This is a genomic window from Stenotrophomonas bentonitica (assembly GCF_002887735.1).
Classification (GTDB): Bacteria; Pseudomonadota; Gammaproteobacteria; order Xanthomonadales; family Xanthomonadaceae; genus Stenotrophomonas; species Stenotrophomonas bentonitica_A.
Window position 1 is genome coordinate 100,211 of the sequence record NZ_PKQP01000010.1, and the last position, 23,656, is coordinate 123,866.

The following is a 23,656-nucleotide window of genomic DNA, read 5'->3' on the forward strand; positions in this document are numbered from 1 at the left end:
ATGACGTTTAATCGCGTCATGAACCAGCCAACCACCCCGATGCACAAGGATGCCGAGCTGATCGACTCGCTCGGTGGACCCGCCGAAGTCGCGCGAAAGCTGGGCTTCGACATGCCCAAAGGCACGCAGCGAGTTCAGAACTGGAAGTACCGGGGAATTCCCCCGTACACGCTTGTCACTCGAGCTGACGTTTTCGCCCCGAAGCCCTCCCGCCGCCGCAAATCCTCCGCTGCATCTGCCTGACATGACCACCTCACCGGCCACCGGTGGGGAAGGGCACCACGGTGCCGCTGCCGATCACCGCGCTGCGCCTCCGCTGGACCACTGGCTTCACCTGCACTTTCCGTCCCACCCGCTTCAGGACGAAGCACCTACCTCCACTCCGCACGAGCGTGAGGACGTTGGTTTCGGCTGACTGATCACGTTTCGACACTGGCTGCACTCCGTTGGGGTGCGGCCATTTTCAGAACCATCCAGGGGAATCCCGGGGAACACGTCGTCCCCCAGCTTCCCCAGAACCGCAAAGGGGCACCCATGCGACACCTCAGCATCACTTACCAGGGTGGACTCACCCACACATCAAGGAGCCTGCGCGAGCTGCTGCTGGTGCAGGTCCAGCACAACGGCGGCGTGGTCGCCGTGGCCGGCAAGATGGATCTGGCACCGTCCAAGCTGTCGGAGAAGCTGGCCGGCGGGGACACGTCCGGCAAGCCGCGCGGCATGACGATCGACGAGCTGGAGCGCTACATCAAGGAGACCGGTGACGTGTCCCCGGTGCACTACCTGATCGAGAAGTACCTGACCTGCCCGGAAGCCCAGCACGCCGAGGCCATCGCCCAGTTCACCAACCTGGCCCGTGCCATGGCACCGCTGGCCCAGAGCCTCGGGATCAAGTGGCCATGAACGCGACTGAGAAGGCCATGGTGGTAGTCCGCATGCTGTGGTTCACCGCAGCCTGCCTGTCGCTCTTGGGAGGTCACCATGGCCGGTGACTGGATCAAGATGCGCTCCAACCTCGCAACGAGTCCGAAAGTTGTCCGCATCGCGTCCGCATTGAAAGCGGACAGGCTTCGCGTCATCGGGGGACTGCACGCGGTTTGGTGCCTGTTCGATGCGCATTCCGACGACGGCACGCTGGTCGGTTACTCGCCCGTCGTGCTGGACGACCTGATCGGCTGGCCGGGCTTTTCGGCCGCCATGATCGCCGTGGAATGGATGCTCGAAGACGGCGAAAACCTTGTCGTACCAAGGTTTGACGACCATAACGGGGCATCGGCGAAGCGCCGTGCACAGGACGCAGACAGGAAGAAGAGCGTCCGCAATATGTCCGCACCGGCGTCCGCATCCGGAGCGGACAAAAAGCGGACTAGAGAAGAGAAGAGAAGAGAAGAAGAAAAGAACCCCCCAACCCCCCCGGCTGACGCCGAGGGGCAGAAGTCGGGTCGACGGAAGCGGGAGAAGATCACGTTCTCGGCGTTCCTCGACCAGTGCCAGGCCGCTGGCGAATCGGCGATCCCGAAGAACGATCCGATCTTCACGTTCGCCAACGACACGGGGATCCCGAAGGACTACCTGCACCTGGCATGGCGCGAGTTCTCGGCCCGGCATCGCGCCGACGGCCGGATGCAGAAGGACTGGCGTGCCCACTTCCGCGACGCCGTGCGCCGGAACTGGTTCAAGCTCTGGTGGTTCCCGGATACCGGCTCCTGCGATCTGACCACGGCAGGCGTGCAGCTGGCCCGGGAGCGTGACGCCGAGCGCGTCCGTGAGCAGGCGGAGGTCGAATGAGCGCCCAGCCTGCCTACCGCGACGACTACGCCTACCTGCCGGTGCCGCCGCATTCGGTCGACTCGGAGCAATCGGTCCTCGGCGGACTGATGCTGGCCCCGGAAGCGCTGCGAGAGGTCCGCGACCTGCTGGCCGAGCAGGACTTCTACCGCCGCGACCACCAGATGATCTACCAGGCCATCTGCGACTTGGCCGACCGTGAGCAGCCCTTCGATGCGGTGCTGCTGGCCAATTGGTTCGAGAACCACGGCAAGCTGGAGCTGGTCGCCGATGGCGGCTACCTGATCGAGCTGGCCAGCACCGTGCCGTCGGCAGCGAACATCCGGGCATACGCGCAGGTGGTGCGGAACAAAGCATTGCTGCGCGGCGTGATCCAACGCGCCGGCGAGATCACCAACGAAGCCTATGAGGTTGCCGACGAAGACGCCGAGGCCCTCGTGGCCAGCGCCACCGCCAAGTTCGCCAACCTGAGCGTTCAGGCGGGCGGTACCGGCGGGCTGCTGCTGGTGCGCAGCGAGCTGCCGGGCATGTGGGCTGAAATGGAGGCCCGCTTCGAGGGCACAGCCGATCTTGGCTTGGTCCCGCCGTGGCACAACGTGGCGCGCAAGCTGCCCGGGTTGGAGCCGACCGACCTGATGATCCTGGCCGCCCGCCCGTCGATGGGCAAGACAGCCAACATGCTGGAGTGGGTCTACAGCGTTGCCGACCACGGCAAAAATGCCGCCGTTTTCAGCCTGGAGATGAGCCGCCGGCAGCTGCTGATGCGGCTGGCGAGCATGCATTCCGGCGTCCCGCTGTCGCGCATGCGAGTCAAAGGGGAGCTGACCGACGAGGACTGGCACAAGCTCAGCATCGCCCGCAACCACCTTCACGGGCTGGCGCTGGCGATCGATGACTGCGGGTCGCTGCCGGTGGACTCGCTGGTCGCTCGAGCATCGCGCATGCACGCCAAGGTCAGTGGTGGGCTCAGCATCATCGCGGTCGATTACCTGCAACTGCTGTCCGGGCCGGCCAAGGCTGGCAACCGAACGGAGGAGGTCTCGTACATCTCCCGCACGCTGAAGCAGCTGGCCAAGAACCTCGGCTGCCCCGTGATCGCACTGTCTCAGCTCAACCGCGGCGTGGAAACGCGCACCGACAAGCGCCCTGTGATGGCTGACCTGCGCGAGTCCGGCGGCATTGAGCAGGACGCCGACGTGATCGCGATGCTCTACCGCGACGACTACTACACCAAGGACCTGTGCGGCGCGCCAGGCGTGTCGGAATTCATCCTCGCCAAGAACCGGCAGGGCGAGACGGGCACCGCCTACCTGCGGCACCACCTCGAGTGCAGCCGCTTCGAGAACTACCACGGCGACAAGCCGAACTACACGTTGCGGACCGCGATCCGCGCCTCCGCTGATGACGACGGCGACGGGTTCGATGTCCCGCGCGGTCGCCGCAAGAGCGGCAAAGAACTGGCCCAAGGAGACTGACAATGCTCGGAACCTTCATCCTCCGCGCCGGCGATGCGCGCACCCGAATGGCCGCGGCCTGGCAGTTCGCCTGCAGCTTCCTGGAGTGCGGCCAGGACGTGCACGTCACCGTGAAGCAGTACAAGCCCACCCGCAGCCTGGAGCAGAACGCGATGTTCCACGCCATCTGCGGGGAGATCGCCCAGCAGAAGCAGTGGGCCGACCGCCACATCGATGCCGAGGGCTGGAAGCGTCTGCTGGTGGACGCCTGGGCGCGCGAGAGCGACCGCAGGCAGGGCGACGTGGTGCCCTCGCTGGACGGGGCCAGCATCGTGAACCTTGCCATGCAGACCCGGCGCATGACCGTGGCCGACATGGCCGAGCTGATCACCTTCGCCCAGTGGTGGGCGGTGGACAACGACGTGAAGCTGCGGGACGTGGCGCCGCTGCGCGATCAGCGGATCGCGGATGAATCGAGGGCTGCAGCATGAAGTACTTCGTCTGGGGATACGCGAAGAGCTGGATCATCAACGGGGTGGATGCAGCGGGCCAAGTGGTCTGGTCCTCGCACTGGATGGCAACCAAGGGCGAAGCTGAAACCCTGGCCAGCATGCTTGGTTGGGATGCTGTGCAGGTGGCGGCATGAAGCGCGGCCGCAGCACCAGCACCCCGACTGCATCCCAGCAGCAGCGCATGGACGCCATCAAGGACATCGGCTGCGTCATCGCGCAGGCGCTGGGCCTTGGCTTCGTGCCCTGCGAGGTCCACCACCTGACCATCGGCGGCAAGCACGGCCAGAAGCGGAGAGGGCACGACTTCACCATCGGCCTGAACCCGTGGTCGCACCGCGGCGAGCCCTTCAACGGCATGAGCGCCGACACCTGCGAGCAGCTCTTCGGCCCGTCCTACGCCAAACAGCCGCGCCGCTTCAGGCAGGAGGTCGGCAACGACGACTACCTGCTGGACCTGCAGAACACCCTGATCGAAAAGCACCTGGAGAAGACCTCATGGGCAGCATGACTCACCTCACCCTGCCGTATCCGATCAGCGCCAACCGCTACTGGGCGACCCGCATCATCCGGGTGAAGGGGACCGCGAAGTACCGGGCGATGACATACGTGACCCCTGAGGCCGAGCAGTACCGTCGCGAGGTGGGGGTCATAGCAGCTGCAGCAGGGCTGAGCAGCGCAACGCCGGGCAGGGTGCTTCTGCACGTACAACTGTACCCGAACCGGCCGCAGGACTGGGCCAGACGCGCCAGGAAGGAGCCGCATACCTGGGACGACAGCGTGATGTGCATCGACCTGGGCAACTGCGAGAAGGTGCTGTCCGATGCCCTGAACGGCATCGCCTGGGCGGATGACAAGCAGCTGCGCCGCATCGTGCTGGAGCGCATGGAGCCAGACGAGAAGGGCGCGCGGCTGGAAGTCGGGATTGAGCACCTGGCCCCGGCCCCTTCGCTGTTCGGCGAAGCGGCCGCCTGAAACACCACGGCACGAGCGCAGCGGAGACGACCATGGGCAACGCCAAATCCCAGAAGCCGACCAGGCACGCAGCCCCGCACCGGCAGTTCCGGCGCGGCGCGGTGGCCGTGGCCGTCGTAGACCAAGGTCAGGTGCTGGCGGTGGCCAGGGCCGTGCTGTCCCGCGTGCGCGATATCCGCAATGCGCAGGGGGAAGGCAGCTACGTGTTCGGTGACCCCGGGCAGGCCATCTTCGCCCTGCGCATCGGGTCGGCCGCCGGCGAGGGCATGCTGCGCGAGCACAGCGACTGGCTGTTCGGCCTGTACGGGGCAGACACCGCAGACGGCAAGCGCGTCAGCTTCCCATCGATCGACCAGGTGGCCGAAGACATCCGGGAGCACTACGGGTGGGAGCAGGCCCCGTCCATCCGCGAACCTGCGCAGCTGGAATTCTGGGCCGTAGCCTGATCGCCATTGATCGCATCGCTCAGGCTGGGATAACAGCATGCATGAGCGACCGCCAGACGCTGACCACCACCGAACTGCTGCGTGCAAGCATCGTCCGCCCCGATGGGTCGGTACCGGATGTGGACCGCAGCCCGTTGCCGTACTGGCGCGATCACCTCAACCCCACCCGGGGGGCAATCCGGGACGACCAGCACGCAGGTGTCGACAACAGCGTGCAGCCGACACGAGGTGAGCCGCGTTGCGGCGGCCAGGGGCTTTGCCCCCCTGGTGACGTCCATGCCCTCGGGAATCGGCAGCTCCAACGAGGTGCGCAGGCATGCGCGCCCTGACCCCGAAGCAAGAGTCCTTCTGCCAGCGGTATCTGGAAACGGGCAACGCCAGCGAGGCCTATCGGCTCTGCTACAGCACCACGGCGGCCAAACCTGAGACGGTGAACCGATCCGCTAAGGAACTGCTGGATAACCCCAAGATCGCCGCAAGGCTTTCCGAGCTGAGGGCGGAAGCTCTGGTAGGGCATTCGGTCACCATCGCCACCCTGCTGAAGGAACTGGAAGAAGCCCGGCAGGTGGCCAAGCGCAAGAAGCAGGGCACCGCCATGGTCCAAGCCACGATGGGCAAGGCGAAGCTGGCCGGCCTGGAGAAGGGCGCCGAGCCAGACGACACGCCTGTGCCTGCCGCCGTGCGCATCGAGATCATCAGCGGGCGGAAGAATGCCAACCCTTAACGAGCCGCAGGCAGCGTTCCTGCAACTTCCGCACAAGTTCCGCGCCTTCGTTGGCGGGTTCGGCTCAGGGAAGACCTGGGTGGGCTGCGGCTCGCTGTGCCGGCATGCGTGGGAGCACCCGAGGATTCCGGCTGGCTACTTCGCCCCGACCTATCCGCAAATCCGCGACATCTTCTACCCGACCATCGAAGAGGTGGCCCACGACTGGGGACTGCGCGCCTCGATCGCCGAGTCGAACAAGGAAGTCAGCCTGTACGCCGGACGGCAGTACCGCGGCACGATCATCTGCCGTTCGATGGAGAAGCCGTCCAGCATCGTGGGCTTCAAGATCGGCCAGGCGCTGGTCGACGAGATCGACACCATGAACAAGCGCAAGGCGCAAGACGCCTGGCGCAAGATCATTGCCCGCCTGCGCGTGAAGGCTGACGGGCTGCAGAACGGCATCGACGTGACGACCACCCCCGAGGGGTTCAACTTCGTCTACGAGCAGTTCCACCAGATGCCGAGCGAGCGGCCGGAGCTGAAGGCCCTCTACGGCCTGGTGCATGCCAGCACCTACGACAACGAGGTGAACCTGCCTGAGGACTACATCCGGTCGCTGTACGAGAGCTACCCGCCGCAGCTGGTACAGGCCTACATCGACGGCATGTTCGTCAACCTGACAACCGGCTCGGTGTACAGCGTGTTCTCCCGCTCGCGCAATGCCACCGACGAGGTGATCCAGGAGGGTGAGCACCTGCACATCGGCATGGACTTCAACGTGCTGAACATGACTGCGATCGTGTGCGTGATCCGGGACGACCAGCCGATGGCGCTGGACGAGCTGACGGGCATTCGTGACACCCCGGCCATGATCCAGGCGCTGAAGGATCAGTTCCCCGGCCACCGCATGACGATCTACCCCGATGCGAGCGGGGAGAGCACCCACACGAACAACGCCAGCGTCTCCGACCTGGGCCTGCTGCGCGTCGAGCGCGGCATGAGCGTGGTGAAGCCCGCAGCCAACCCCCGCATCCGCGCGCGCGTGGTCAGCGTCAACGCCATGCTCTGCAACGCCAAGGGTAGGCGCCGGCTGAAGGTCAACGTGCGCCGCTGCCCGAAGCTCACCGAGGCGCTGGAGAAGCAGCCCTACGACGCCAACGGCATGCCCGACAAGACAACCGGCTTCGATCACCCGCCGGACGCGCTCGGCTACTTCATTCATGGCAGGTATCCCGCCGCAGTAAGCGCGCGCGACCGTGGAGCCATTGAACGGCCTTCTGGCCTGAAGCCTTATAGCCGGGCCTGGCTGGAGTCTTCCGGCCTCCCGTCAAACGCCGACCGTAGGAGAAATGCCCTGTGACCATGCTGCCCGCCGACGGCCTGATGGATGCCATGGCGGCCCAGGATGCCGCCGATGCCGAACGTGAAGCGGAGGCCCAGGCGCTGCTGCAGGAAGAGGCCGATGTCGCCAACTGGCACAAGCTGCTGAAGGAATCGCGCGACTTCGACTGTGACGCCCGCAAGGGCTACGCGCTGGACCGCCGCTACTGCCGGAACCTGGTCGACGAGGCCTACAACGTGTCCGTGCCCATCGCCGGCACCTACGTGAACCTGCTGACGTCCTTCCTGTACGCGCGCGACCCGGAGCCGGCGGTGGTGCCTGCCGAGTCAGTGGGGTCCAGCCGCGTGAAGCAGGCCAAGGAAGTGGGCCGCACCCTGGAGATCGTCATCGCCTCGCTGTGGCGCAAAGGGCGCCTGAAACACAGCATGGACGCGATGGTCCGCTCGGGCCTGAGCATCGGCATCGGCTGGGTCAAGGTAGCCTGGCACCGGGAGACCGAGCGCGACCCGATGACCGAGCAGCGCATCGACGACCTGCGGAAGAAGCTGCAGGCGGTCGCCTCGATCGAAGCCGAGCTGACCGAAGGTTCGGCCGCCAATCCCGACCTTCTGCGCGCCCAATACAACCAGCAGCTGCAGGCGCTGGAATCCCAGGTCGAGCAGGTGGTGTTCAACGGCCTCGTCGCCGACTTCGTGCGCGGGGAGGACATCCAGGTGTCCATGGACGTGGCCACGCTGAAGGACTACACCGTCGCGCCTTGGATCGCGCACCGCACCTTCCTGCCATACGAGGACGGCCTGGCCGCCTACCCCGAGCTGCGGGATGAGCTGGGCAAGGCCGAGACCTTCTACCACGCCAAGCGCGGCCGGGAGCCGGCGCCCTTCGCCACGGTGCAGGAGGGCATGAGCGAGTCCGATGCCGACGTGTTCCGCAATGCGACGGCAGCCGGGCAGGGCAGCGATAGCGGTCCGCGGTTCCTGTGCGTCTGGGAAATCTGGGATCGCCGCACCGGCATGATCCACACCGTCACCCCCGGCCTGCGCCGCTACCTGCGCGCGCCGTTCCAGCCCGACCAGGCCAGCACGCGCTTCTATTCGTTCTTCCAGTGGGCGCCGCTGTGGGTGGATGGGGAACGGCACCCGCAGTCCCTGGTGGACCGCTCGCGCTCGCTGCTGGACGAGTACAACCGCACGCGCACCAACTACCGCGAGCATCGCCGCCGCGCGATCCCGAAGATGGGGTTCGACCGCGGCGCGCTGGAAGTGGAAGACGCGCTGAAGCTCGAAGGCGCCACCACCAGCGAGATGGTCGGCCTGGACCTGAAGGGGCAGGGCTCGCGAGAAGTGCTGTTCCCGATTCAGTACAACCAGATCGACGGGGCACTGTACGACACCGCGCCGATCCGCTCGGAGCTGGAACTGATCTGGGGCATCCAGGAGGCGCTGTCCTCCAGCATCCAGACCGCGAAGACGGCCACCGAGGCCGATATCCAGCAGCAGGGCACCGAGTCCCGCCTGGGCTACAGCCGCGACAGCCTGGACGACCTGCTCGGCGACGTGGCGCAGTTCACCGCCGAGGTAGCCATGTCACCCGCCGGGCTGTCGCCGGATGAAGCGGCAGAGATCGCCGGCCCTGAGGCGCTGTGGTTCAACGCGCCGCTGCCGAGCCTGGTATCCGCTCTGGTGTCGGTCGACATTCGCGCGGGCAGTTCCGGCCGCCCAGCTTCGAACCTGCGCCGGCAGCAGTGGGGCGCCATCCTGCCGCAGCTGCAGGAGGCCGTAGTGACCATCGGCCAGATGCGCGGCGCGACCCCGCTGGATATCGCCAACAGCCTGGAACAGCTCATGGTCGAAACCATCGAGCGCACCGGTGACACCTCGATCGACGCCTATTCCTTCATCCCGCAGGTGCCTGCCATGGGTGCCATGCCGCTGCCTGGAGCTGCCCCGGCCGTGGCTGGCCTGCCGATGGGCGACCCGCAGCAGCAGCTCCTTCCCCCGCCGGTAGAGCCGGCACCCGCGCCGGCGCCGATTGCCGGCCCGGTCGCGCCACCGCTTTGACCCGCCATCCCGCCGCCAACTGAGGTTCCACCATGACTATCGAAGACCAGAACACCCCGGCCGCGCCGGACACCACCCCGACCGACACGCAGGGTGCCCCCGCCGCCGCTGAGGCGCCGTCGCAGCCCGAGGCACCACAGGTGGACGCCTTTACCGCTGGCGTCGAAGCAGCACGCGCGCAGGAAGCCCAGGAGGATGCGCTGCCGCCGGCCCCCGATGCCCCCGATGGCGCTGATCCAGCAGCACCCCCCGCCGATGGGCAGCCGCCGGTCGACCCAGCAGCTCCGCCTGCAGGTGCACCGGCCGCGCCGCCGGCAGATGCGCCGCCCGCCAAGCCGCCGACCGTCGACGAGGAAGTGCAGCAGCTGGGCCTGAAGGACCGCGCGGCCGAGCGCTTCCGCGAGCTCAACCAGCGCCTGGAAGAGGCCAGCGGCTTCCGCGATCGCGTCAGCCAGTGGGAGCAGACGGTGGAAAGCACCGGGGCCAGCCCCGAGCAGTTCGGCGGCGCGCTGCGCTACCTGTCGGACATCAATTCCGGCGATCCGGCTCGCATGGGCGAGGCCTACGACCGCATGCAGGGCGAGCTGCAGTGGCTGGGCAAGCAGCTCGGCCGTGAGGCGCCGGGCTTCGACCCGATCGCCGCGCACGCCGACCTGGCCACGCGGGTTGCCTCGGGCGACATCACTCGCGACGTGGCCCTGGAGCTGGTTCAGCACCGGCAGGCCGGGGCACTGCAGCAGAACCACGTGCAGACCCAGCAGCAGCGTGTGCAGCAGGATCAGGAATACGATCTGGGCATTGCCTCGGTGCAGGAGCTGGGCATCGGCCTGCGGGCCAACGATCCGCTGTTCGACCAGAAGATGCCGCTGCTCACTCCTGCCATCGAGATCATTCAGCAGTCACTGCCGCCGAGCCAGTGGAAGCAGGCCATCCACAACGCCTACCTGCGGCTGCCGGTCGGCGCCGTCGCAGCGCCCCCCGCCGCAGCACCGCCGCGGGCGCCGAACAACCCGACGCGCCCTGCCGGTGGTGCACCGCTCGCGCCGAAGGTCACGCCGGAGAACGCTTTCGAGCTGGGTGTGCAACAGGCCCGCCTGCGCGGGCAGTAACACGAAGGGGGCCGAAAGGCCCCTTTCTCTTTTCACCGCCATTGACAGCCTTTCCCGCGCTGGCATCTTGACCACCGAGCGGCACACCAGCCGCCCCGCGTGTGACGTAAGCCGGGTTCGCCGCCGGTAGCGCTGTAACGAGCCTCGCGCCCTCGGAACGCGGAAAGACCCTCGGCCCCAACGGGTCGGCCCTTTCCTTCCGAGGTTTCTCCTATGCCGCTTACCCCCGCACAGCTGCTGTCTGGTGCCAACACCCAGATGCAGTCCTACGCCACCAACGATCCCATCGATCAGTTCACCACCCAGCGCCCGTTCGCCGACTGGCTGCTGCGCAACCGCCAGGACTCTGTCTTCGGCAATGGCGTCTTCAACGAGAAGATTCGCTACACCAACGACTCGAACTACCAGAACTACAGCGGTGACGACCAGGTCACCTACAACCGCAAGAAGACGACCCGGCTGGCGCCGTTCCAGGCGTACGAGGCCTTCGACGGCTTCACGCTCAACGAAACCGAGCTGGCCAACAACGGCATCATCCTGACCGATGACCGCAACGCGGTCATGAGCGAAGCCGAGAAGATCCAGATCGTCAACCTGTTGGACGAGAACTGGACCACGCTGAAGGATGGTTTCCAGGAAAACTGGGACATTGAAGTCCACCTGGACGGCTCGGCCAACCCGAAGGCAGTTCCGGGCCTGGACGCGCTGGTCAGCACCACGCCGAACGTGGGCACCATCGGCGGTATCGACGCTGCGGCGACCACCTACTGGCGCAACTTCGCCGACATCGGCATCAGCACGGCCACCGCCGGCAACCTGATCTCCCATCTCGAGACGCTGTGGCGCAAGACCATTGCCTACGGTAAGCAGGGCGCGCCGGACTTCATCCCGGTGGGTTCGGAGATGTACGACGCCATCAATGCTGACGCACTGAAGGTCATGAGCCGCCAGATCACCATCGGCCAGTCGTCGACCGGCGGCGTCACGCTGGACCCGTCCACCAAGGCGCTGGCCTTCAAGGGCGTGCCGATCGTGTGGGACCCGACCTTCGACGCGCTCGACGACCTGCTGGGCACGCTGCCGGTGCCGTGGAAGAAGCGCGGTTACTTCCTCAACAGCAAGACCTTCAAGCTGCGCCCGGTAAAGGGCCGCTGGATGATCCGCCGCACGCCGCCGCGCGTGTATGACCGCCACACGCACTACTTCGGCATGACCGCGCACTACGGTCTGACCATGAAGAAGCGCAACAGCAACGCGGTCTTCTCGATCGCCTGACCCCACCAAGGCCGGCGGGGATGTTCCTCGCCGGCAGGAGACCTGAAATGCCGAACGTGAAGACGCTCCCGACCGGGGGCACCATCGTCAAGCTCAACAAGACCCCGCTGCTCGGCGGCTGGGGTCGCGAGGGCCTGGCCAACCTGGGCGCCAATACCGCCGTGACCACCGGCGTGCTGCTGCAGGGCCACGAAGCACCGGCCGACGGCAGCACCCCTGCGGCGGGCAGCTCGGGCTGGTTCACCGTGCTGAGCGCGGCGGCCAACCTGGCCCCGGTGGTCGAAATCGCCGACCTGCCGGACTTCATCCGCACTGGCACTGCCGCGACGGCGCCGATCACCCTGGAGGGCATCCAGTAATGGCCAAGATCGTCAATCTCCTGTTGCTGACGCTGGTCATCGACCGCGACGCAACCACCAAGCTGCCCGTCCAGGCATTCGACTACGAGCTGCCGATCCTGGAAGAGCTGTACCCGCCGGAGACCATCAGCGAGGTAAAGCGCGAGTCGGTCGAGGTCAAGAACTTCGACGAGCACGAAGTCTTCGCCGGGCTGGAAAACAAGTACGGCCGCACCCCGGAAGGTGCCGAAGCCCTGAAGTACGCCTACCGCAACAAGCAGGACTTCTCCAAGGCCGTGGCCAGCAGCATCTCGGCCGCCAAGGACGAAGCGGTCGAGACCGAAGGCAACGATCGCGATGAAGACGAGGAAGAGCAGGTCACCGAGCTGCAGACCCTCGCCGGCAAGACCGTCGACGAGATCAGGGACGGGCTCGACACCCTGACCGACGAAGAGCTGCACGAACTGGCCGAGATCGAGAAGGCCGGCAAGAACCGCAAGGGCGTCATCGACGCCATCAACGCGGCGCTGGGCGACCAGGGCAGCGACACCGAGTAAGTCCGCTGGCGGCGGGCTGGCGGCCGGCCGGGGCAACTCGGTCGGCCGTTTTTCTTTCTGGAGGTAGGTATGGGCGGCAATAACGCACCGATCATGGTGAACGGCGGCAACGTCTACGACAGCCCGCTGGGCTACGACGCGCCGATCAAGTACGACACCGGCCAGGTGGACATGGGTTCCATCGGCGTGGAGTGGTCGCTGAAGAAGTGCCGGGAAGAGGTGATCCTGCGGCTGGGGTTCGTCGTGGCTCCAGTGAAGGTGCAGCGGACCTTTGGCCAGCTGCGCGCCGCGGTGGCCACCTCCCTCGGGTTCAACTACGTGGGCGAGCCGGTGCCGCGCACGATGCAAGCCCTCCGATCTGACCTGCTGCGCCGGCTGGGCTTCTCAGCGCAGGTGGCTGCCGGCGCCTGGCCGCCCGGCATGAAGGAACTGCTGACCAACTTCCTCACCGAGGCGCAGGAGGCCCTGCAGCACCAGTACCGCCTCGGCGTGGGTACCGCGCTGAAGCCCTTCGGCGAGGACGACGACCTGACCACCCTCGACCCCTGGGCGGTCTTCCTGCTGGCGCTGGCCAATGCCAAAGCCCACCACGGGCAGACGGACGCGAAGTCCTACTACGATCAGCTGGCCGGCTACATCAGCAGCGTCGCCAAGTCGGCTGACATTGACCAGGTCATCAACACCGCCCAGGACTCGCTGCTGCAGCGCTATGCGATGGACCGGTACGAGGATGGCAGCGCGCCGCTGGTGGGGCCGGAAGACAAGACCCTGATCGATGGCGTGGCCGTGGAGCTGCAGGCGATCGCCGACGCAAAGGCGAAGTACGGGCAGAAGGACGCCGAGGCCTATTACGGCCGCCTGCAGGAGATGGCTCAGCGGCGACCGTTCGACCTGGACGCGATGGTGAACAGCATCATCCGCGACGCTCAGGACCAGCTGTACCAGCAGTACAGCGATCTGCGCACGGAGCGGTGGTGGACGATCAGCTGCGTGCCCGGCGCCAACCTCTATGATGTGCCGCTCGACCTGGACCAGTACCTCGACTTCCGGCGCATCACCTGGGCCGGGATCCTGGACGATGACCAGTGGTCCCCGCTGATCGCCGGCATCGACCCGATGCTCTACACCAGCGACTCGCTGCGCAAGCCGGCCTATTACCAGGTGACCGCGGCGATCGAGATTTTTCCGGTGCCGGACCGCGCCTACGTCATCAAGCTGCGCGGCCATCTGGGCCTGAAATGGCTCAATGCCGACGACGACATGCTGACCCTGAGCAGCCGGGCGGTGTTCCTGCACGCCCTTGCCAACGCGAAGGCCCACTACCGCCAGCCGGATGCCGGCAACTACATGCAGCAGGCGCAGTCCTACGTGCGGCAGCTGATCGCCGGTGCGCACGGCACCCGCCGCTACATCCCGGGCACGCAGCAGGTGCCGCCCGCGCGCCGCCCGATCCCCGTCGGCGGCTGGCCGGAGACCTGATCGATGCGAGCTCAGTACCTTTCCGCTGTAAAGGCCGGCATCACCCGGCTGCGCGACAAGGGCGGCGCGTCCGAAGATGCGCTGTTCGACCTGGTCAACGGCTACGTCACCGCGGCGCGCACCATCCGCATGCGCCCGGGCGCGCGCCTGCCGCTGACACTGCCACCGGGCACGGTGGGCCTGACGTCGTTCCGTGGCGCCTTCGTGGTCTTCGCCGACGCGGTGATGCCGCCGGGCCCGGGCTACTCGGTGGTGGTGCTGAAGCACCCCAGCAACGGGGCGGCGACACTGCGGGAAATCCACTTCTCGCTGCCGTTCCTGGGCTACCTGTACGTGGTGGCCGAGTTCTCCGACGGCTCGACGTACCACTACTGGCTCGAAGAGGGGAAGCCTTGGGCGGCCGGCACGACCTACCTGCCTGGGGCGCTGGTCAGCCCCACCGTCGCCAACGGCCTGGCCTATCGCCTGCTGGACACTGGCTCAGGGCATGGGCCTTGGGAAGCCTACGCAACTCGCACGGCCGGCGACATCGTCGTGCCGACCACGGCGAATGGCTATCGCTACACGGTGACCAGCGTGAGCAGTAACGGCGCCCGATCGGGGAACACTGAGCCCAACTGGCCTACCGATGCAGGCGCGACCGTCAACGAGGACGTGGCGATCGAGAACCCCTACGCCAGCGCCGGCAGCGGCACTGCGGGTGGTTCGGTACCGGTCTGGTCCGGTGGGCGCCTGACGGCTCCGGGTGACCTGATCCGGCCGGTGAATCTGCCAGCACCGACCGCCACCGCCCCCATCAATGGCAATTTCAGCGGGGGCAGTACCGGCTGGGACATTGAGGGCGGGGCGGAGATCACTGCAGGGCGCCTGCAGCTCCCGGGCAGCATCAGCGACGGCGCAGCAATCAACAAGGCGATCTTCGTGGTGCCGGACGGTGGCAACCTCACCGCAAGCTGCCAGATCGAGCAGGGCGCAGCGGTGGCTGGTGCGACGCGCGGCTGGTGTGAGATCCGCTGGTACAGCAAAGAAGACGTCATGGTGTCCTACACCCAGGGCAACATGATCACCAGCGGCCTGGCAACGTCCACGGTCGTTTCCTCCAAGCCCGCAGGGGCCGCCTACGCGCGTGCAGTGGTCGCGCTCTGGTCCGTGGCCGACCACACCCACCTGACCTTCGGCGACAACCTGACCGTCTCCGGTGCGGTCAACGGGCTGCCGGCGGGCCTGGTCTATCAGGCAGTGCAGGCGACCTCCGCGCACACCGCTGGTGCTGAGCCGGCCTGGCCGAACCTGCTGGGCAAGCGCGTGGTCGATGGCGGCGTAACCTGGGAGGCGGTGGCGATCACCCGTGTGACCTGGCAGGCCGCGCCGCTGTACGTCAGCGCCGGCAGTGAGCCGGCATGGCCCACCAGCGTGGGCGGCACAGTGACCGACGGCACCGTGACGTGGCAGGCAGTGAGCCGCCGCATCGAGGACCCGAACTGCCCGAACAGCAAGGTGGTCGTGATCGCCGCATCCAAGGTGTTCGCCGCGGACGGGGACACCGTGCGCTACAGCGCCACGGTCGCGCCGAAGGACTGGTCGTCGGCAGATGACGCCGGCTTCCTGCCGACAGGCCTGCAGAACTACGGGGCAAACCCGGTCGCGGCCATGGGTCTCTACCGCGGCAACCTGATCCCTTTCAACGCCGAGGCCTTCCAGCTCTGGCAGGTCGACGAGGACCCGGCCAGCATGGCGCTGCTGGATGCGCTGCCGATGGGCAGCACGCAGCACCGCGCTATCGCCGCGGTCAGCAATGACCTGCTGTTCCTGAGCAGCCAGGGCGTGCGCACGGTCGGCATCGCCGCGAGCAGCACCAACTTCCAGGCCGGCGACGTGGGTATGCCGGTGGATGTGCTCGTGCAGGCATGGCTGGCCGATCCATCGGTGGTGCCGCGGGCGCTGTATTACCCGGCCGCTGGCCAGTACTGGCTGATGTTCGCCAAGGGCGGTAAGACGGAGGTCTTCGTCTACACCATGACCCAGATCGGCCAGGTGGGCGCGTGGTCGCGCTACCTGTTCCCGTTCGAGGTCTCGGCCTGGGCGATTCAGGGCGACTCGCTGCACCTGCGCTCGGCAGACCGCATCTACCGGATGGAGGATGGCGCGATCGGGGACGAGGTGAGCCAAGGTGTGACCACGCCGTTCGAGGGCATCATCCAGTGGCCGTGGCTGGACTTCGGGCAGCCGGGCGTCACGAAGATGCTCTACGGCTTCGAGGTGGTCGGGCAGGGCAAGGTGAAGGTGCAGGTGGGGTTCGATCAGACCAACGGCGGCGCGTTCACGGCCCCTTATGAGGTCAATCCGGACACGCTGACCGGTGGGCCGATTCCGATGCCGCTGGCCGGCCCATCGTTCGCTGTGCGTCTGGTCTACGACGGCACCGAGGCGTGGCAGTGGAATGCGTTTGGCCTTTACCTGCAAGACTTCCGGCCCATGACGTGACCATTGATCAGGGGGTGGGGGAAGTCAGCATTTCGGCATGATTTCTCCCCGTCTTCCCCGCAATATCGTTCCCTGTCGGCCACTGCACCTGGTGGTGCTGGCCGACTGTCTCCGCGAGGAAGAGCAGCAGCAGTTCCTCGCCGTCTTGGGTGGCAGCAACTACAACCCGGACACCGCCGCGCACGCGCTGGTGAACATGTGGGCCACCTCCGCGCCCTACGCCGTCACGGTGCTTCGCGCCGACGGCACACCCGCCGCGGCCGGCGGCTTCGAGTACGTCGGCCAAGGAATCTGGCAATCGTGGATGGTCGGTACCGATGAAGGCTGGCAGGAGCAGTGGCGCGCCATGACGAAGGCCAGCCGCTGGCTGATCGACCAGCTGTTCGCCAACGGCGCGCGCCGGATCCAAGTCAACGCGCTGGCCAGCCGCAGCAAGGCAATCGAATGGTTCGTCCGCTCGCTGGGCCTGGAGCAGGACGGGGTCTGGCGGCAACACGGCGCCAACGGCGAGGACATCGCCCACTTTTCACGAGTCCGAGGTGCCTGATGGGCAGCAGTAGCGGGAGCAAGGCGGCCAATGCGGCCGCACAGACCGAAGGGTGGCGCACCACCAACATCAACCGCGCAGTCGGCCAGATCAACGACATGTACAGCTCGCCAACGCGGCAGGCCGGGCTGGATGACTTCCTCGGCGCCACGCGCCAGTTCTACGGTGACGAGCTCGGGCGCCAGAAGAGCCAGGCCGATCGGAGCCTGAAATTCGCCATGGCACGCAGCGGGCAGACCGGCGGCTCCGCCACGGTGGACGCAAACCGACGCCTCGGCGAGGACTACCAACGCGGCGTGCTCAGCTCTGAACGTCTGGCGCAGGGCGCGCTGGCCGACCTGCAGGCGGCGGACGAAACGTCCCGCCAGAACCTGATTTCGCAGGTTGCCGGCGGCATGAGCCTGACCAGCGGCGCGAGCCAGTCCGCGAGCGCGCTGCAAAACAACCTGCAGTCCGCACAGGGGCGGATTCGCACCGACGCCCTGGGCGACATCTTCGGCGGCTTGGCCGACGTCTACACGCGCAGCCGCGAGTCTGCAGCGGACCGCCGCGGCTTCCGCGACGTCTACAACACCCTGTATCAGCCCGGGTTCGGCTACGGCGGTGCTCGATGAGCGCGATCGCTGAGCTTCCCGACGTGCTTGGCGCCATGACGGCACCGGTCAGTCAGCCGTCCCTGGCGGATATCCTGCGCCTGCAGCACCTATGCGCGCAGCTGCCGCAGGAAGAACTGCCCGTACAGCACGTGTTCCTGCCAGGGCAGTACCTGCGGAAGATGATCATGGCGGCCGGCACGCTCGTGGTGGGTAAGCGGCACCGCTTCCGGCACGCGCTCATCGTCTCCGGTCACGTCACCATCCGCACCGCGCAGGGCATGGTGGAGCTGCAGGGCATGCACATCATCGACTCGCCGGCAGGCATGAAGCGCGCGATCTACGCGCACGCGCCGAGCGAGCTGGTAACCGTCCACCTCACGGACGAAACCGATCTGGAGCGGATCGAGGCGCTGGTGATCATGCCCGACGATGAGCCGCTGGAACTGGAGGCACAGCCATGACGTGGGTAGCCACCGCGATCGCCATCGTTGGCGCGGCGACGCAGCAGTACACGCAGCACAAGGCGGACAGCAAGCGTGACGACCGCCTGGCGCAGCAAATCCGCACGCAGGCCGCCAACCAGGACCGGGCCGATGCTGCGGTCAATGAGTTGCTGACCCAGCGAGCAACGAACGACGGCAGCAAGGAGCGCGCTGGAGTCGAGCGTAGCTTCTTGGATCAGGCCCAGGCCGCACAGATGGCGGCCACCAACGGGCTGCGCCAGTCCGGTGCGGTCAGCGACTCTTATCGCACTGCGGCCAACGACGCCGCGCTCGGAATCAGCGACTACGGCAGCACGGCAGCCAACCTGATGGCGCGCATCGACGCACCCCAGCAGATGCGCCGCCGTGAGGCGCTGCAGAGCGGGAACCTTGCCTCGCAGCTCGGGCTGATCGGCCGCCGGGCGAGCAGCGACGACTACCTGGCCCAGCTGCAACTGCAGTCGATCCGTGCGAACCCCTGGCTCTCCGCTGCAGCCCAGGCGGCACAAGGCGTCGCACGCGGCATGTCATCGAGCGGTGGCGCTGCCGGTTCCGGCAACAGTTCGGGTTCGCTCGGCGGCTTCGGCAGCGAGGCGGGCACCTGGTACAAGAATCCACAAGGTTGGGGGCGCTGACATGGCGACGAACGGATGGGCCGCACTTGGCGAGGCTTTCGCCGGCGGCGGGGATCGAAACGACCGGGCCTACCAGCAGGGGCAGGGGCGCGCGGCGCAGCTCGCATCGCTGCTGGCTGGCGCGCAGATCAAGCGCGACGAGGCCATGGCCCGCGAGCAGCTGCAGGAGAGCCTGGCTGGTGCAGGTGTGGCTCCTGAGCAGGCAGGGGTGATCGCCACCGCGTTGCGCGGGGGCTTTGACTTGGCCAAGATCACTGGCTACACGGGTGGCGTACAGGAGCAGGGCTACCGCGACCGGATCGTGGAGAGCGGCCTTGCAGGGAATATGGCCGATGCCGGCGCGTACAGCATGGGGCTCGCCAAGGGCCCGCTGGAGTTGACCAAGATTCTGGATGGCACCGCATACAACCCGTACGCCGAATCCAGCCAGCAGGTTTACACCACACCCGTCGGCCAATCGACTATCGGCCAGCGCAACGCGTCTGCAGCCGCGAGCTACGCCAGCGCCAACAGTTCGAATGCCTCTGCAGCGCGGACCCGCCAGGCTATGTCTCTAGACCGCGCAGACACCATGGGCGGCGGTGGCGGTCGAGCTGGGATGAAGGCGCCCAGCGGCTACCGCTGGCGGCCAGATGGTGGTCTGGAGGCAATTCCTGGTGGCCCGGCCGACAAGGGTCTCGTTGGGGCTGACGGCGGCATGCTGAGCGACCTCAACCCGCGGCAGAAGACCGGTGCGCAAAGCGTGCAGCGGAACCTGCTGTCATATGCAGCTGCGCTGACGGGAACGCCCGAAACCGAGCTGCGCAAGCTGAGCGCAGATGAAATCGCCGCGCTGATGGAGAGGAAGGGGGGCCGCGGCTTCCAGGGCGGTATCGCTCGATTCGCGCGCAATCTCCCGGGCGGCCAGACTCTCGGCGACGTGCTGAACTCCGACGTCCTGTCCTATTCCCAAGGCGCGGGTGCTGGCCTTGCCGCCTACGAGAACCCGAGCGGCCCGATCAGCAACGCGGATCGCGAGACTTCGACGTTGCAAATGCCCACGTACCTTGATCCGGTGCGGGTGCAGGCCAACAAGACCCGCAACTTCCTGCAATCGACCGGCTATCAGCCGACCCCAGCAGAAGCGTTTGGCGGCCCGGGTGCGGGCGTACCCTCCAACAGCCGGATTCAGCCCGGCCCGAGCGTGTCTGCGCCGCCGCCTGGCGCGATTCAGGCGTTGCGGTCCAATCCCGGCCTCGCCGAGCAGTTTGAGGCCAAGTACGGCCCCGGCAGCGCGGCCAACTATCTGGGGCGCTGACCGTGGACAACTTCTTCGACCAGTTCGATTCTGCTGACGCAGAACGCCTTCCAATGCAGATCCCGGCGATGCCTGCTCCAGCAGCCGCGCCTCAGCCGCAGGGGAACTTCTTCGACCAGTTCGATGGGGACCAGGTGCCGGCTACGGAGCCTTCAGTAGCGGGGATGACTCATCCTGATGGCCGCCTCACTGAAGCGGGGTGGGAGGCAGAGCGCCTTGCAGTGGCGAAGCAGCGAGAGCAGGAGATTGCCGACACCGGCTTCCTTGAAAACCTGGTCTCGGGCTACGGCCGCTCGCTGCCCAATCTTTACCAGGGCGGGAAGCAGGCGCTGGTCGATGCACTCGCCGGCAGCACGGGCCTGGGTGCCGATCTCTGGGGTGATGTCGGCGGCCAGACGTTGGCTGATGGCCGCCGAAGCGTTGCGGACTACTTCCGCGGGCTGTCCACCGACCTGCAGCAGGAGACGAATCAAGAGCGCAAGGACAGCCAGGCGCTGACCGGCTCGTGGGGTGGCGTCATCGGTGGTTTCGCTGGCGACGTGGTGAACACCGCGCCTCTACTGCCAGTCGGCGTGGCGGCAAGGGGGGCGACATTGGGCCGAGCGGTCTCGCAGGCCGCTATCGGCGGCGCTGCGCAGGGCGCAATCCAGCCCGTTGCGAAAGATGGAGAGCGGCTAACCAATACGGCCGTGGGCGGAGCGTTTGGCGGCGGGTTGGCTGGTGCGGGTCGAGGCGTAATGGCGGCGGCTGAAAATGTGCTTCCTGCCAACGTCACCGCCCGCGGTATCAATTTCTTCCAGAATCGGTCGAATCAAGAGCCGTTTGCAGCGGAGGGTGAGGCGTTGGCCCGGCGGACTGGCATCGACCTGACGCCTGGCATGGTGAGTGGCAGCCGCGCGCAGACCGGCGCTGAGAATATGGCACGGCAGAGCATCTTCAGTGCCGACACTGCGTTCCAGGCGGATGAGCGGATCGCCAATCAGGCCATCGGCAACGTCAATCGGATCATGGATCGGATCAGTCCTGACGGGGTTTCGCCGCAGGCTATCGGCGATCGCATGCAGCGGACGGTGCGCGAAGCGGTAGAGGGGATTTCCGAGAGCCGGGAGCGCGTTGCGGCTGAGCAGTTCGGCCAGATTCGCCGGATGGTGGGTGACGCGCCGATTGTGGATTACGCGAACACGCGGAACACGCTCCGAGACATCGTGAACGAGTACACCGACGTGGTGGGGGCCGATGCTCGCCGAATCCGCACGCAGGCGCAACGCCTTCTGGATGAAATCAGTGAGCGCGATGGATTCACCCTGGACGCTGCTCGGCGCGCACGTGGCTCATACGGGCGCGCGGCCCGCGGCGGGGAAGACATCTTCAGCAACGTCAATCGTGATGTGAACCGGCGGATCGCCGGGCGTATGTACGAAGCGATGAGCAATGATCTCGATGCTGCTGGAGCAAGGCTTGACGACCTTGCTGGATTTGGCGCAAACCTCCCGGTGCCCGCCGGGACAACGGCGACTCGGCCGAGCGAGATGTTGCGACAAGCGAATGATGACTACCGCCGGCACAGCGACCTTCTCAAGGCGGTGCAGATGAGTCCGCTTCGCCGCTTGCTGGGCGACGAGATCAACGTGGACGACTTCATGACGGTCAACACGCTTCCGCCTGAAACGGTCATTGCCCGCATCGGGAGCATGAAGCCATCGGAGCTAGGCATGGTCCGTGACTTCATGGAGCGCAACTCTCCAGAGACCTGGCAGCAGTACAAGCGCATGATCGTGGAAGACGCCCTGGGAGAGGCTCAGTCGGCGCCAGCATCAGCCGGCGCGAGGACTCTTCCCTTCAACGCCACGGGGTTTGTGCGAGCGCTGGGGGGCGACAAGCCCGATAAAGTGGCTCGGCTGCAGCAGATCTTCGGTGAGGGCGAAATGGCGGAGATCATGGACGCCATGCAGGCTGCGCGCCGGATGGGCGACAAGTTCGGTGCAAACTTCAGCGGCACCGGACCCTACCAGGAAGTCGCGCAGGCGCTCAGGAACTTCAGTGTCCAAGGACTGGCGACCACGGCCGGCACTGCAGCAGGCTTCAACCGGGTGGCGCGCATGATGCTGGATTCGGACGGTCGCAGGGCAGTGATCGAGCTGGCGCGCCTGCCACCCGGGTCGCGCCGCGCAAATGACTTGGCGGCCTACCTGACCGCGACCGCGACGGCGGGTAGTGATGAACCGCTGGAGGTCGAGATCGTTGGTGGCCGGCGCGAGTCGGCGCCGGGTCAGTAGAGGTTGAAGACCAGGACGTAGCCAAGGACGGCTACGACGAAAAGGATGGTCACAGGGACGTACGGCGACAGCTTCATGTGAAGCTTCCACCAGCCGGCGATCGGAAGGGTGATCAGAAGTGCAATGCACGCTAGCGCGCAGGCGATTGCCAGCCCAGCAATGCTGCCAATCAAGAGCTTCCAGCTGAAGCCGTACTGATTGATGCGCACGCCAACCAGAGCTGGGGCCATGAGCACCATGCCGCCCACTATGTACCGGCCAAGTCGCGAGAACTCAGTACGCACGTATCGTCCCACCGTCATCTGCGGCGGAACAGTCGGTGGAGCATTCAAACGTCGGTCGTCGTTCATCATGGTCTACGCTTGGATTTACTTGCTTTCAAGGATCTTTCGCTTCTCGGAGTCGAACTCTTCCTGCGAGAGGGCGCCACTGTCCAGCAACATTTTCAGCTCACGAATATCAGAAAACCTGCTGCTGTCAGAGCTCGTCGATGATGCCCGCTGCTTGGCCAGGATCACGTCTTCTGGCAATCCAGCATCGATGGCAGCGTCGTAGCGGGCAAGGACGTTGTTGGCGACTCGGATAGCGCCAATGTTTCCAATTTCAGCCCGATTCTCGCTGTAGACCGCGCTATAAAACTCGGAGCGCTTGTGTGCGCAGGCGTTCTTGGCCGCGGCAGCGATGGCCGCAACGCTTTCATTCGGTGAGGCAAGCCGGAGTACCGAAGACTTCAGGCAGGCGCTCACTTCACCCGCTATCACCTGCGCCGGCTTACTCGTCTGCACTATCTGCATGGCAGCCCCCTCCCGGCTGCCGAGAGTCTGCCCAACGGCCTCCCAGCCGGTCTGTTGAGCGCCAGCAAGCGCGGGGGAAAGGGCGATCAGCAAGCCTATGGCAAGTCTCATGATGGTTCCTCAGGTCCCTCTGGCGGTCGCCGCATCCTACCACCGGCCAGCCGGCGGCCGCCTTGGGAGGGAAAGGCCCGGTTGCCCGGGCCTTGCTCCCATCACTCCAGGCTTTTCAGCCAGGAATCCATGCCCGCTGCCTGCCTCGCGGCATCGGCCCTGGCCACAGTGGCAGCTGCATCGGTCGCAGCTTTGAGCATCCTGGCGTAGTCAATGTCGTAGGCCTTGGTCGCAATGGCGTGAGCTACTGCGGCCACATAGATGTCGCGGACCAGTACCTGGTCAACACTCACGTCCTGATTTTCGGTCATCCCTGTCTCCTTGGTTGGAGCCCGAATTCTAGCCGGAAGCGCTCCGCGGCCGCCCGAGGCCCATTGATCGCCGCCCCCCGGAAGG

Annotated in this window: 27 protein-coding genes; 24 read left to right on the plus strand and 3 right to left on the minus strand. The window is 66.3% G+C overall.

Translation table 11 applies throughout. The features are described from left to right. Positions 1–18: 18 nt before the first annotated feature. The 24 genes from C0R07_RS19785 to C0R07_RS16745 all read left to right on the plus strand — a co-directional run bounded on the left by C0R07_RS19785 (position 19) and on the right by C0R07_RS16745 (position 22,355). A complete protein-coding gene (locus C0R07_RS19785) occupies positions 19–243 on the plus strand; it encodes a hypothetical protein (protein ID WP_146027630.1) in 225 nt (74 codons plus the stop codon). Between the two features lie 291 nt (positions 244–534). Continuing rightward, positions 535–903 carry a hypothetical protein gene (locus tag C0R07_RS16640; RefSeq protein WP_174704366.1) on the plus strand — a complete coding sequence of 123 codons (369 nt, stop codon included), beginning with the start codon at positions 535–537 and terminating at the stop codon, positions 901–903. Positions 904–981: 78 nt separating this feature from the next. Next, entirely contained in the window at positions 982–1,788 is an 807-nt protein-coding gene (locus C0R07_RS20065; protein ID WP_217350033.1) for a hypothetical protein, read from the plus strand. Beyond that, positions 1,785–3,263 carry a replicative DNA helicase gene (gene dnaB, locus C0R07_RS16650; protein WP_102789494.1) on the plus strand — a complete coding sequence of 493 codons (1,479 nt, stop codon included), beginning with the start codon at positions 1,785–1,787 and terminating at the stop codon, positions 3,261–3,263. Before C0R07_RS20065 ends, dnaB begins: the two co-directional genes overlap by 4 nt. 2 nt (positions 3,264–3,265) lie before the next feature. After that, positions 3,266–3,733: a recombination protein NinB gene (locus C0R07_RS16655; RefSeq protein WP_102789495.1), complete on the plus strand. Its 468-nt coding sequence runs from the start codon at positions 3,266–3,268 to the stop codon at positions 3,731–3,733. Next, complete coding sequence (locus C0R07_RS19965; protein WP_167390400.1) at positions 3,730–3,888, plus strand: hypothetical protein; 159 nt, start codon at positions 3,730–3,732, stop codon at positions 3,886–3,888. Before C0R07_RS16655 ends, C0R07_RS19965 begins: the two co-directional genes overlap by 4 nt. Beyond that, entirely contained in the window at positions 3,885–4,262 is a 378-nt protein-coding gene (locus tag C0R07_RS16660; protein WP_102789496.1) for a Ref family recombination enhancement nuclease, read from the plus strand. Before C0R07_RS19965 ends, C0R07_RS16660 begins: the two co-directional genes overlap by 4 nt. Beyond that, positions 4,250–4,726, plus strand: coding sequence for a RusA family crossover junction endodeoxyribonuclease (locus tag C0R07_RS16665; protein ID WP_254427887.1), 477 nt, complete (start codon positions 4,250–4,252; stop codon positions 4,724–4,726). The genes C0R07_RS16660 and C0R07_RS16665 overlap by 13 nt, the downstream gene beginning before the upstream one ends. 32 nt (positions 4,727–4,758) lie before the next feature. Next, positions 4,759–5,172 (plus strand): hypothetical protein, encoded by a 414-nt coding sequence (locus tag C0R07_RS16670; protein ID WP_102789497.1) that lies wholly within the window; start codon positions 4,759–4,761, stop codon positions 5,170–5,172. Between the two features lie 316 nt (positions 5,173–5,488). After that, complete coding sequence (locus C0R07_RS16675) at positions 5,489–5,896, plus strand: terminase small subunit (protein ID WP_102789498.1); 408 nt, start codon at positions 5,489–5,491, stop codon at positions 5,894–5,896. Next, complete coding sequence (locus C0R07_RS16680) at positions 5,883–7,238, plus strand: phage terminase large subunit (RefSeq protein WP_102789499.1); 1,356 nt, start codon at positions 5,883–5,885, stop codon at positions 7,236–7,238. The genes C0R07_RS16675 and C0R07_RS16680 overlap by 14 nt, the downstream gene beginning before the upstream one ends. Then, positions 7,235–9,280: a hypothetical protein gene (locus C0R07_RS16685; protein WP_146027631.1), complete on the plus strand. Its 2,046-nt coding sequence runs from the start codon at positions 7,235–7,237 to the stop codon at positions 9,278–9,280. The genes C0R07_RS16680 and C0R07_RS16685 overlap by 4 nt, the downstream gene beginning before the upstream one ends. A gap of 32 nt (positions 9,281–9,312) precedes the next feature. Then, positions 9,313–10,389, plus strand: a complete 1,077-nt coding sequence (locus C0R07_RS16690) for a hypothetical protein (RefSeq protein WP_102789501.1) — start codon at positions 9,313–9,315, stop codon at positions 10,387–10,389. 213 nt (positions 10,390–10,602) lie between these two features. Continuing rightward, on the plus strand, positions 10,603–11,664 hold the full coding sequence (locus C0R07_RS16695; RefSeq protein ID WP_102789502.1) for a phage major capsid protein: 1,062 nt from the start codon (positions 10,603–10,605) through the stop codon (positions 11,662–11,664). A gap of 47 nt (positions 11,665–11,711) precedes the next feature. Continuing rightward, the gene (locus C0R07_RS16700; protein WP_102789503.1) at positions 11,712–12,023 is read left to right on the plus strand and encodes a hypothetical protein; all 312 of its coding nucleotides are present in this window, start codon (positions 11,712–11,714) and stop codon (positions 12,021–12,023) included. Next, on the plus strand, positions 12,023–12,559 hold the full coding sequence (locus C0R07_RS16705) for a hypothetical protein (RefSeq protein ID WP_102789504.1): 537 nt from the start codon (positions 12,023–12,025) through the stop codon (positions 12,557–12,559). The genes C0R07_RS16700 and C0R07_RS16705 overlap by 1 nt, the downstream gene beginning before the upstream one ends. Before the next feature lie 69 nt (positions 12,560–12,628). Next, the gene (locus C0R07_RS16710; RefSeq protein ID WP_102789505.1) at positions 12,629–14,038 is read left to right on the plus strand and encodes a hypothetical protein; all 1,410 of its coding nucleotides are present in this window, start codon (positions 12,629–12,631) and stop codon (positions 14,036–14,038) included. 3 nt (positions 14,039–14,041) lie between these two features. Next, entirely contained in the window at positions 14,042–16,522 is a 2,481-nt protein-coding gene (locus tag C0R07_RS16715; RefSeq protein WP_102789506.1) for a hypothetical protein, read from the plus strand. 37 nt (positions 16,523–16,559) lie between these two features. Beyond that, positions 16,560–17,069, plus strand: coding sequence for a hypothetical protein (locus C0R07_RS16720; protein WP_146027632.1), 510 nt, complete (start codon positions 16,560–16,562; stop codon positions 17,067–17,069). Then, positions 17,069–17,683, plus strand: coding sequence for a hypothetical protein (locus C0R07_RS16725; RefSeq protein WP_102789508.1), 615 nt, complete (start codon positions 17,069–17,071; stop codon positions 17,681–17,683). The genes C0R07_RS16720 and C0R07_RS16725 overlap by 1 nt, the downstream gene beginning before the upstream one ends. Continuing rightward, positions 17,680–18,126, plus strand: a complete 447-nt coding sequence (locus C0R07_RS16730) for a hypothetical protein (protein ID WP_102789509.1) — start codon at positions 17,680–17,682, stop codon at positions 18,124–18,126. Before C0R07_RS16725 ends, C0R07_RS16730 begins: the two co-directional genes overlap by 4 nt. Beyond that, positions 18,123–18,782 (plus strand): hypothetical protein, encoded by a 660-nt coding sequence (locus tag C0R07_RS16735; protein ID WP_102789510.1) that lies wholly within the window; start codon positions 18,123–18,125, stop codon positions 18,780–18,782. The genes C0R07_RS16730 and C0R07_RS16735 overlap by 4 nt, the downstream gene beginning before the upstream one ends. A 1-nt stretch (position 18,783) precedes the next feature. Beyond that, entirely contained in the window at positions 18,784–20,079 is a 1,296-nt protein-coding gene (locus tag C0R07_RS16740) for a hypothetical protein (protein WP_102789511.1), read from the plus strand. A 2-nt stretch (positions 20,080–20,081) separates the two neighbouring features. Beyond that, positions 20,082–22,355, plus strand: a complete 2,274-nt coding sequence (locus tag C0R07_RS16745) for a hypothetical protein (RefSeq protein WP_102789512.1) — start codon at positions 20,082–20,084, stop codon at positions 22,353–22,355. Here C0R07_RS16745 and C0R07_RS16750 read toward each other — a convergent pair. The 3 genes from C0R07_RS16750 to C0R07_RS16760 all read right to left on the minus strand — a co-directional run bounded on the left by C0R07_RS16750 (position 22,349) and on the right by C0R07_RS16760 (position 23,571). Further along, a complete protein-coding gene (locus C0R07_RS16750; RefSeq protein WP_146027633.1) occupies positions 22,349–22,705 on the minus strand; it encodes a hypothetical protein in 357 nt (118 codons plus the stop codon). The two genes, C0R07_RS16745 and C0R07_RS16750, sit on opposite strands and share 7 nt — an antisense overlap. Before the next feature lie 18 nt (positions 22,706–22,723). Next, positions 22,724–23,260 carry an SHOCT domain-containing protein gene (locus tag C0R07_RS16755; protein WP_102789514.1) on the minus strand — a complete coding sequence of 179 codons (537 nt, stop codon included), beginning with the start codon at positions 23,258–23,260 and terminating at the stop codon, positions 22,724–22,726. A 101-nt stretch (positions 23,261–23,361) separates the two neighbouring features. Next, positions 23,362–23,571, minus strand: coding sequence for a hypothetical protein (locus tag C0R07_RS16760; protein WP_102789515.1), 210 nt, complete (start codon positions 23,569–23,571; stop codon positions 23,362–23,364). Positions 23,572–23,656 lie beyond the last annotated feature (85 nt).

Bases quoted from the DNA above. Each gene is read 5' to 3' on its own strand.
- C0R07_RS19785 (WP_146027630.1), top strand. From the start codon at position 19: ATGAACCAGCCAACCACCCCGATGCACAAGGATGCCGAGCTGATCGAC.
- C0R07_RS16640 (WP_174704366.1), top strand. From the start codon at position 535: ATGCGACACCTCAGCATCACTTACCAGGGTGGACTCACCCACACATCA.
- C0R07_RS20065 (WP_217350033.1), top strand. From the start codon at position 982: ATGGCCGGTGACTGGATCAAGATGCGCTCCAACCTCGCAACGAGTCCG.
- dnaB (WP_102789494.1), top strand. From the start codon at position 1,785: ATGAGCGCCCAGCCTGCCTACCGCGACGACTACGCCTACCTGCCGGTG.
- C0R07_RS16655 (WP_102789495.1), top strand. From the start codon at position 3,266: ATGCTCGGAACCTTCATCCTCCGCGCCGGCGATGCGCGCACCCGAATG.
- C0R07_RS19965 (WP_167390400.1), top strand. From the start codon at position 3,730: ATGAAGTACTTCGTCTGGGGATACGCGAAGAGCTGGATCATCAACGGG.
- C0R07_RS16660 (WP_102789496.1), top strand. From the start codon at position 3,885: ATGAAGCGCGGCCGCAGCACCAGCACCCCGACTGCATCCCAGCAGCAG.
- C0R07_RS16665 (WP_254427887.1), top strand. From the start codon at position 4,250: ATGGGCAGCATGACTCACCTCACCCTGCCGTATCCGATCAGCGCCAAC.
- C0R07_RS16670 (WP_102789497.1), top strand. From the start codon at position 4,759: ATGGGCAACGCCAAATCCCAGAAGCCGACCAGGCACGCAGCCCCGCAC.
- C0R07_RS16675 (WP_102789498.1), top strand. From the start codon at position 5,489: ATGCGCGCCCTGACCCCGAAGCAAGAGTCCTTCTGCCAGCGGTATCTG.
- C0R07_RS16680 (WP_102789499.1), top strand. From the start codon at position 5,883: ATGCCAACCCTTAACGAGCCGCAGGCAGCGTTCCTGCAACTTCCGCAC.
- C0R07_RS16690 (WP_102789501.1), top strand. From the start codon at position 9,313: ATGACTATCGAAGACCAGAACACCCCGGCCGCGCCGGACACCACCCCG.
- C0R07_RS16695 (WP_102789502.1), top strand. From the start codon at position 10,603: ATGCCGCTTACCCCCGCACAGCTGCTGTCTGGTGCCAACACCCAGATG.
- C0R07_RS16700 (WP_102789503.1), top strand. From the start codon at position 11,712: ATGCCGAACGTGAAGACGCTCCCGACCGGGGGCACCATCGTCAAGCTC.
- C0R07_RS16705 (WP_102789504.1), top strand. From the start codon at position 12,023: ATGGCCAAGATCGTCAATCTCCTGTTGCTGACGCTGGTCATCGACCGC.
- C0R07_RS16710 (WP_102789505.1), top strand. From the start codon at position 12,629: ATGGGCGGCAATAACGCACCGATCATGGTGAACGGCGGCAACGTCTAC.
- C0R07_RS16715 (WP_102789506.1), top strand. From the start codon at position 14,042: ATGCGAGCTCAGTACCTTTCCGCTGTAAAGGCCGGCATCACCCGGCTG.
- C0R07_RS16720 (WP_146027632.1), top strand. From the start codon at position 16,560: ATGATTTCTCCCCGTCTTCCCCGCAATATCGTTCCCTGTCGGCCACTG.
- C0R07_RS16725 (WP_102789508.1), top strand. From the start codon at position 17,069: ATGGGCAGCAGTAGCGGGAGCAAGGCGGCCAATGCGGCCGCACAGACC.
- C0R07_RS16730 (WP_102789509.1), top strand. From the start codon at position 17,680: ATGAGCGCGATCGCTGAGCTTCCCGACGTGCTTGGCGCCATGACGGCA.
- C0R07_RS16735 (WP_102789510.1), top strand. From the start codon at position 18,123: ATGACGTGGGTAGCCACCGCGATCGCCATCGTTGGCGCGGCGACGCAG.
- C0R07_RS16740 (WP_102789511.1), top strand. From the start codon at position 18,784: ATGGCGACGAACGGATGGGCCGCACTTGGCGAGGCTTTCGCCGGCGGC.
- C0R07_RS16750 (WP_146027633.1), bottom strand. From the start codon at position 22,705: ATGAACGACGACCGACGTTTGAATGCTCCACCGACTGTTCCGCCGCAG.
- C0R07_RS16755 (WP_102789514.1), bottom strand. From the start codon at position 23,260: ATGAGACTTGCCATAGGCTTGCTGATCGCCCTTTCCCCCGCGCTTGCT.
- C0R07_RS16760 (WP_102789515.1), bottom strand. From the start codon at position 23,571: ATGACCGAAAATCAGGACGTGAGTGTTGACCAGGTACTGGTCCGCGAC.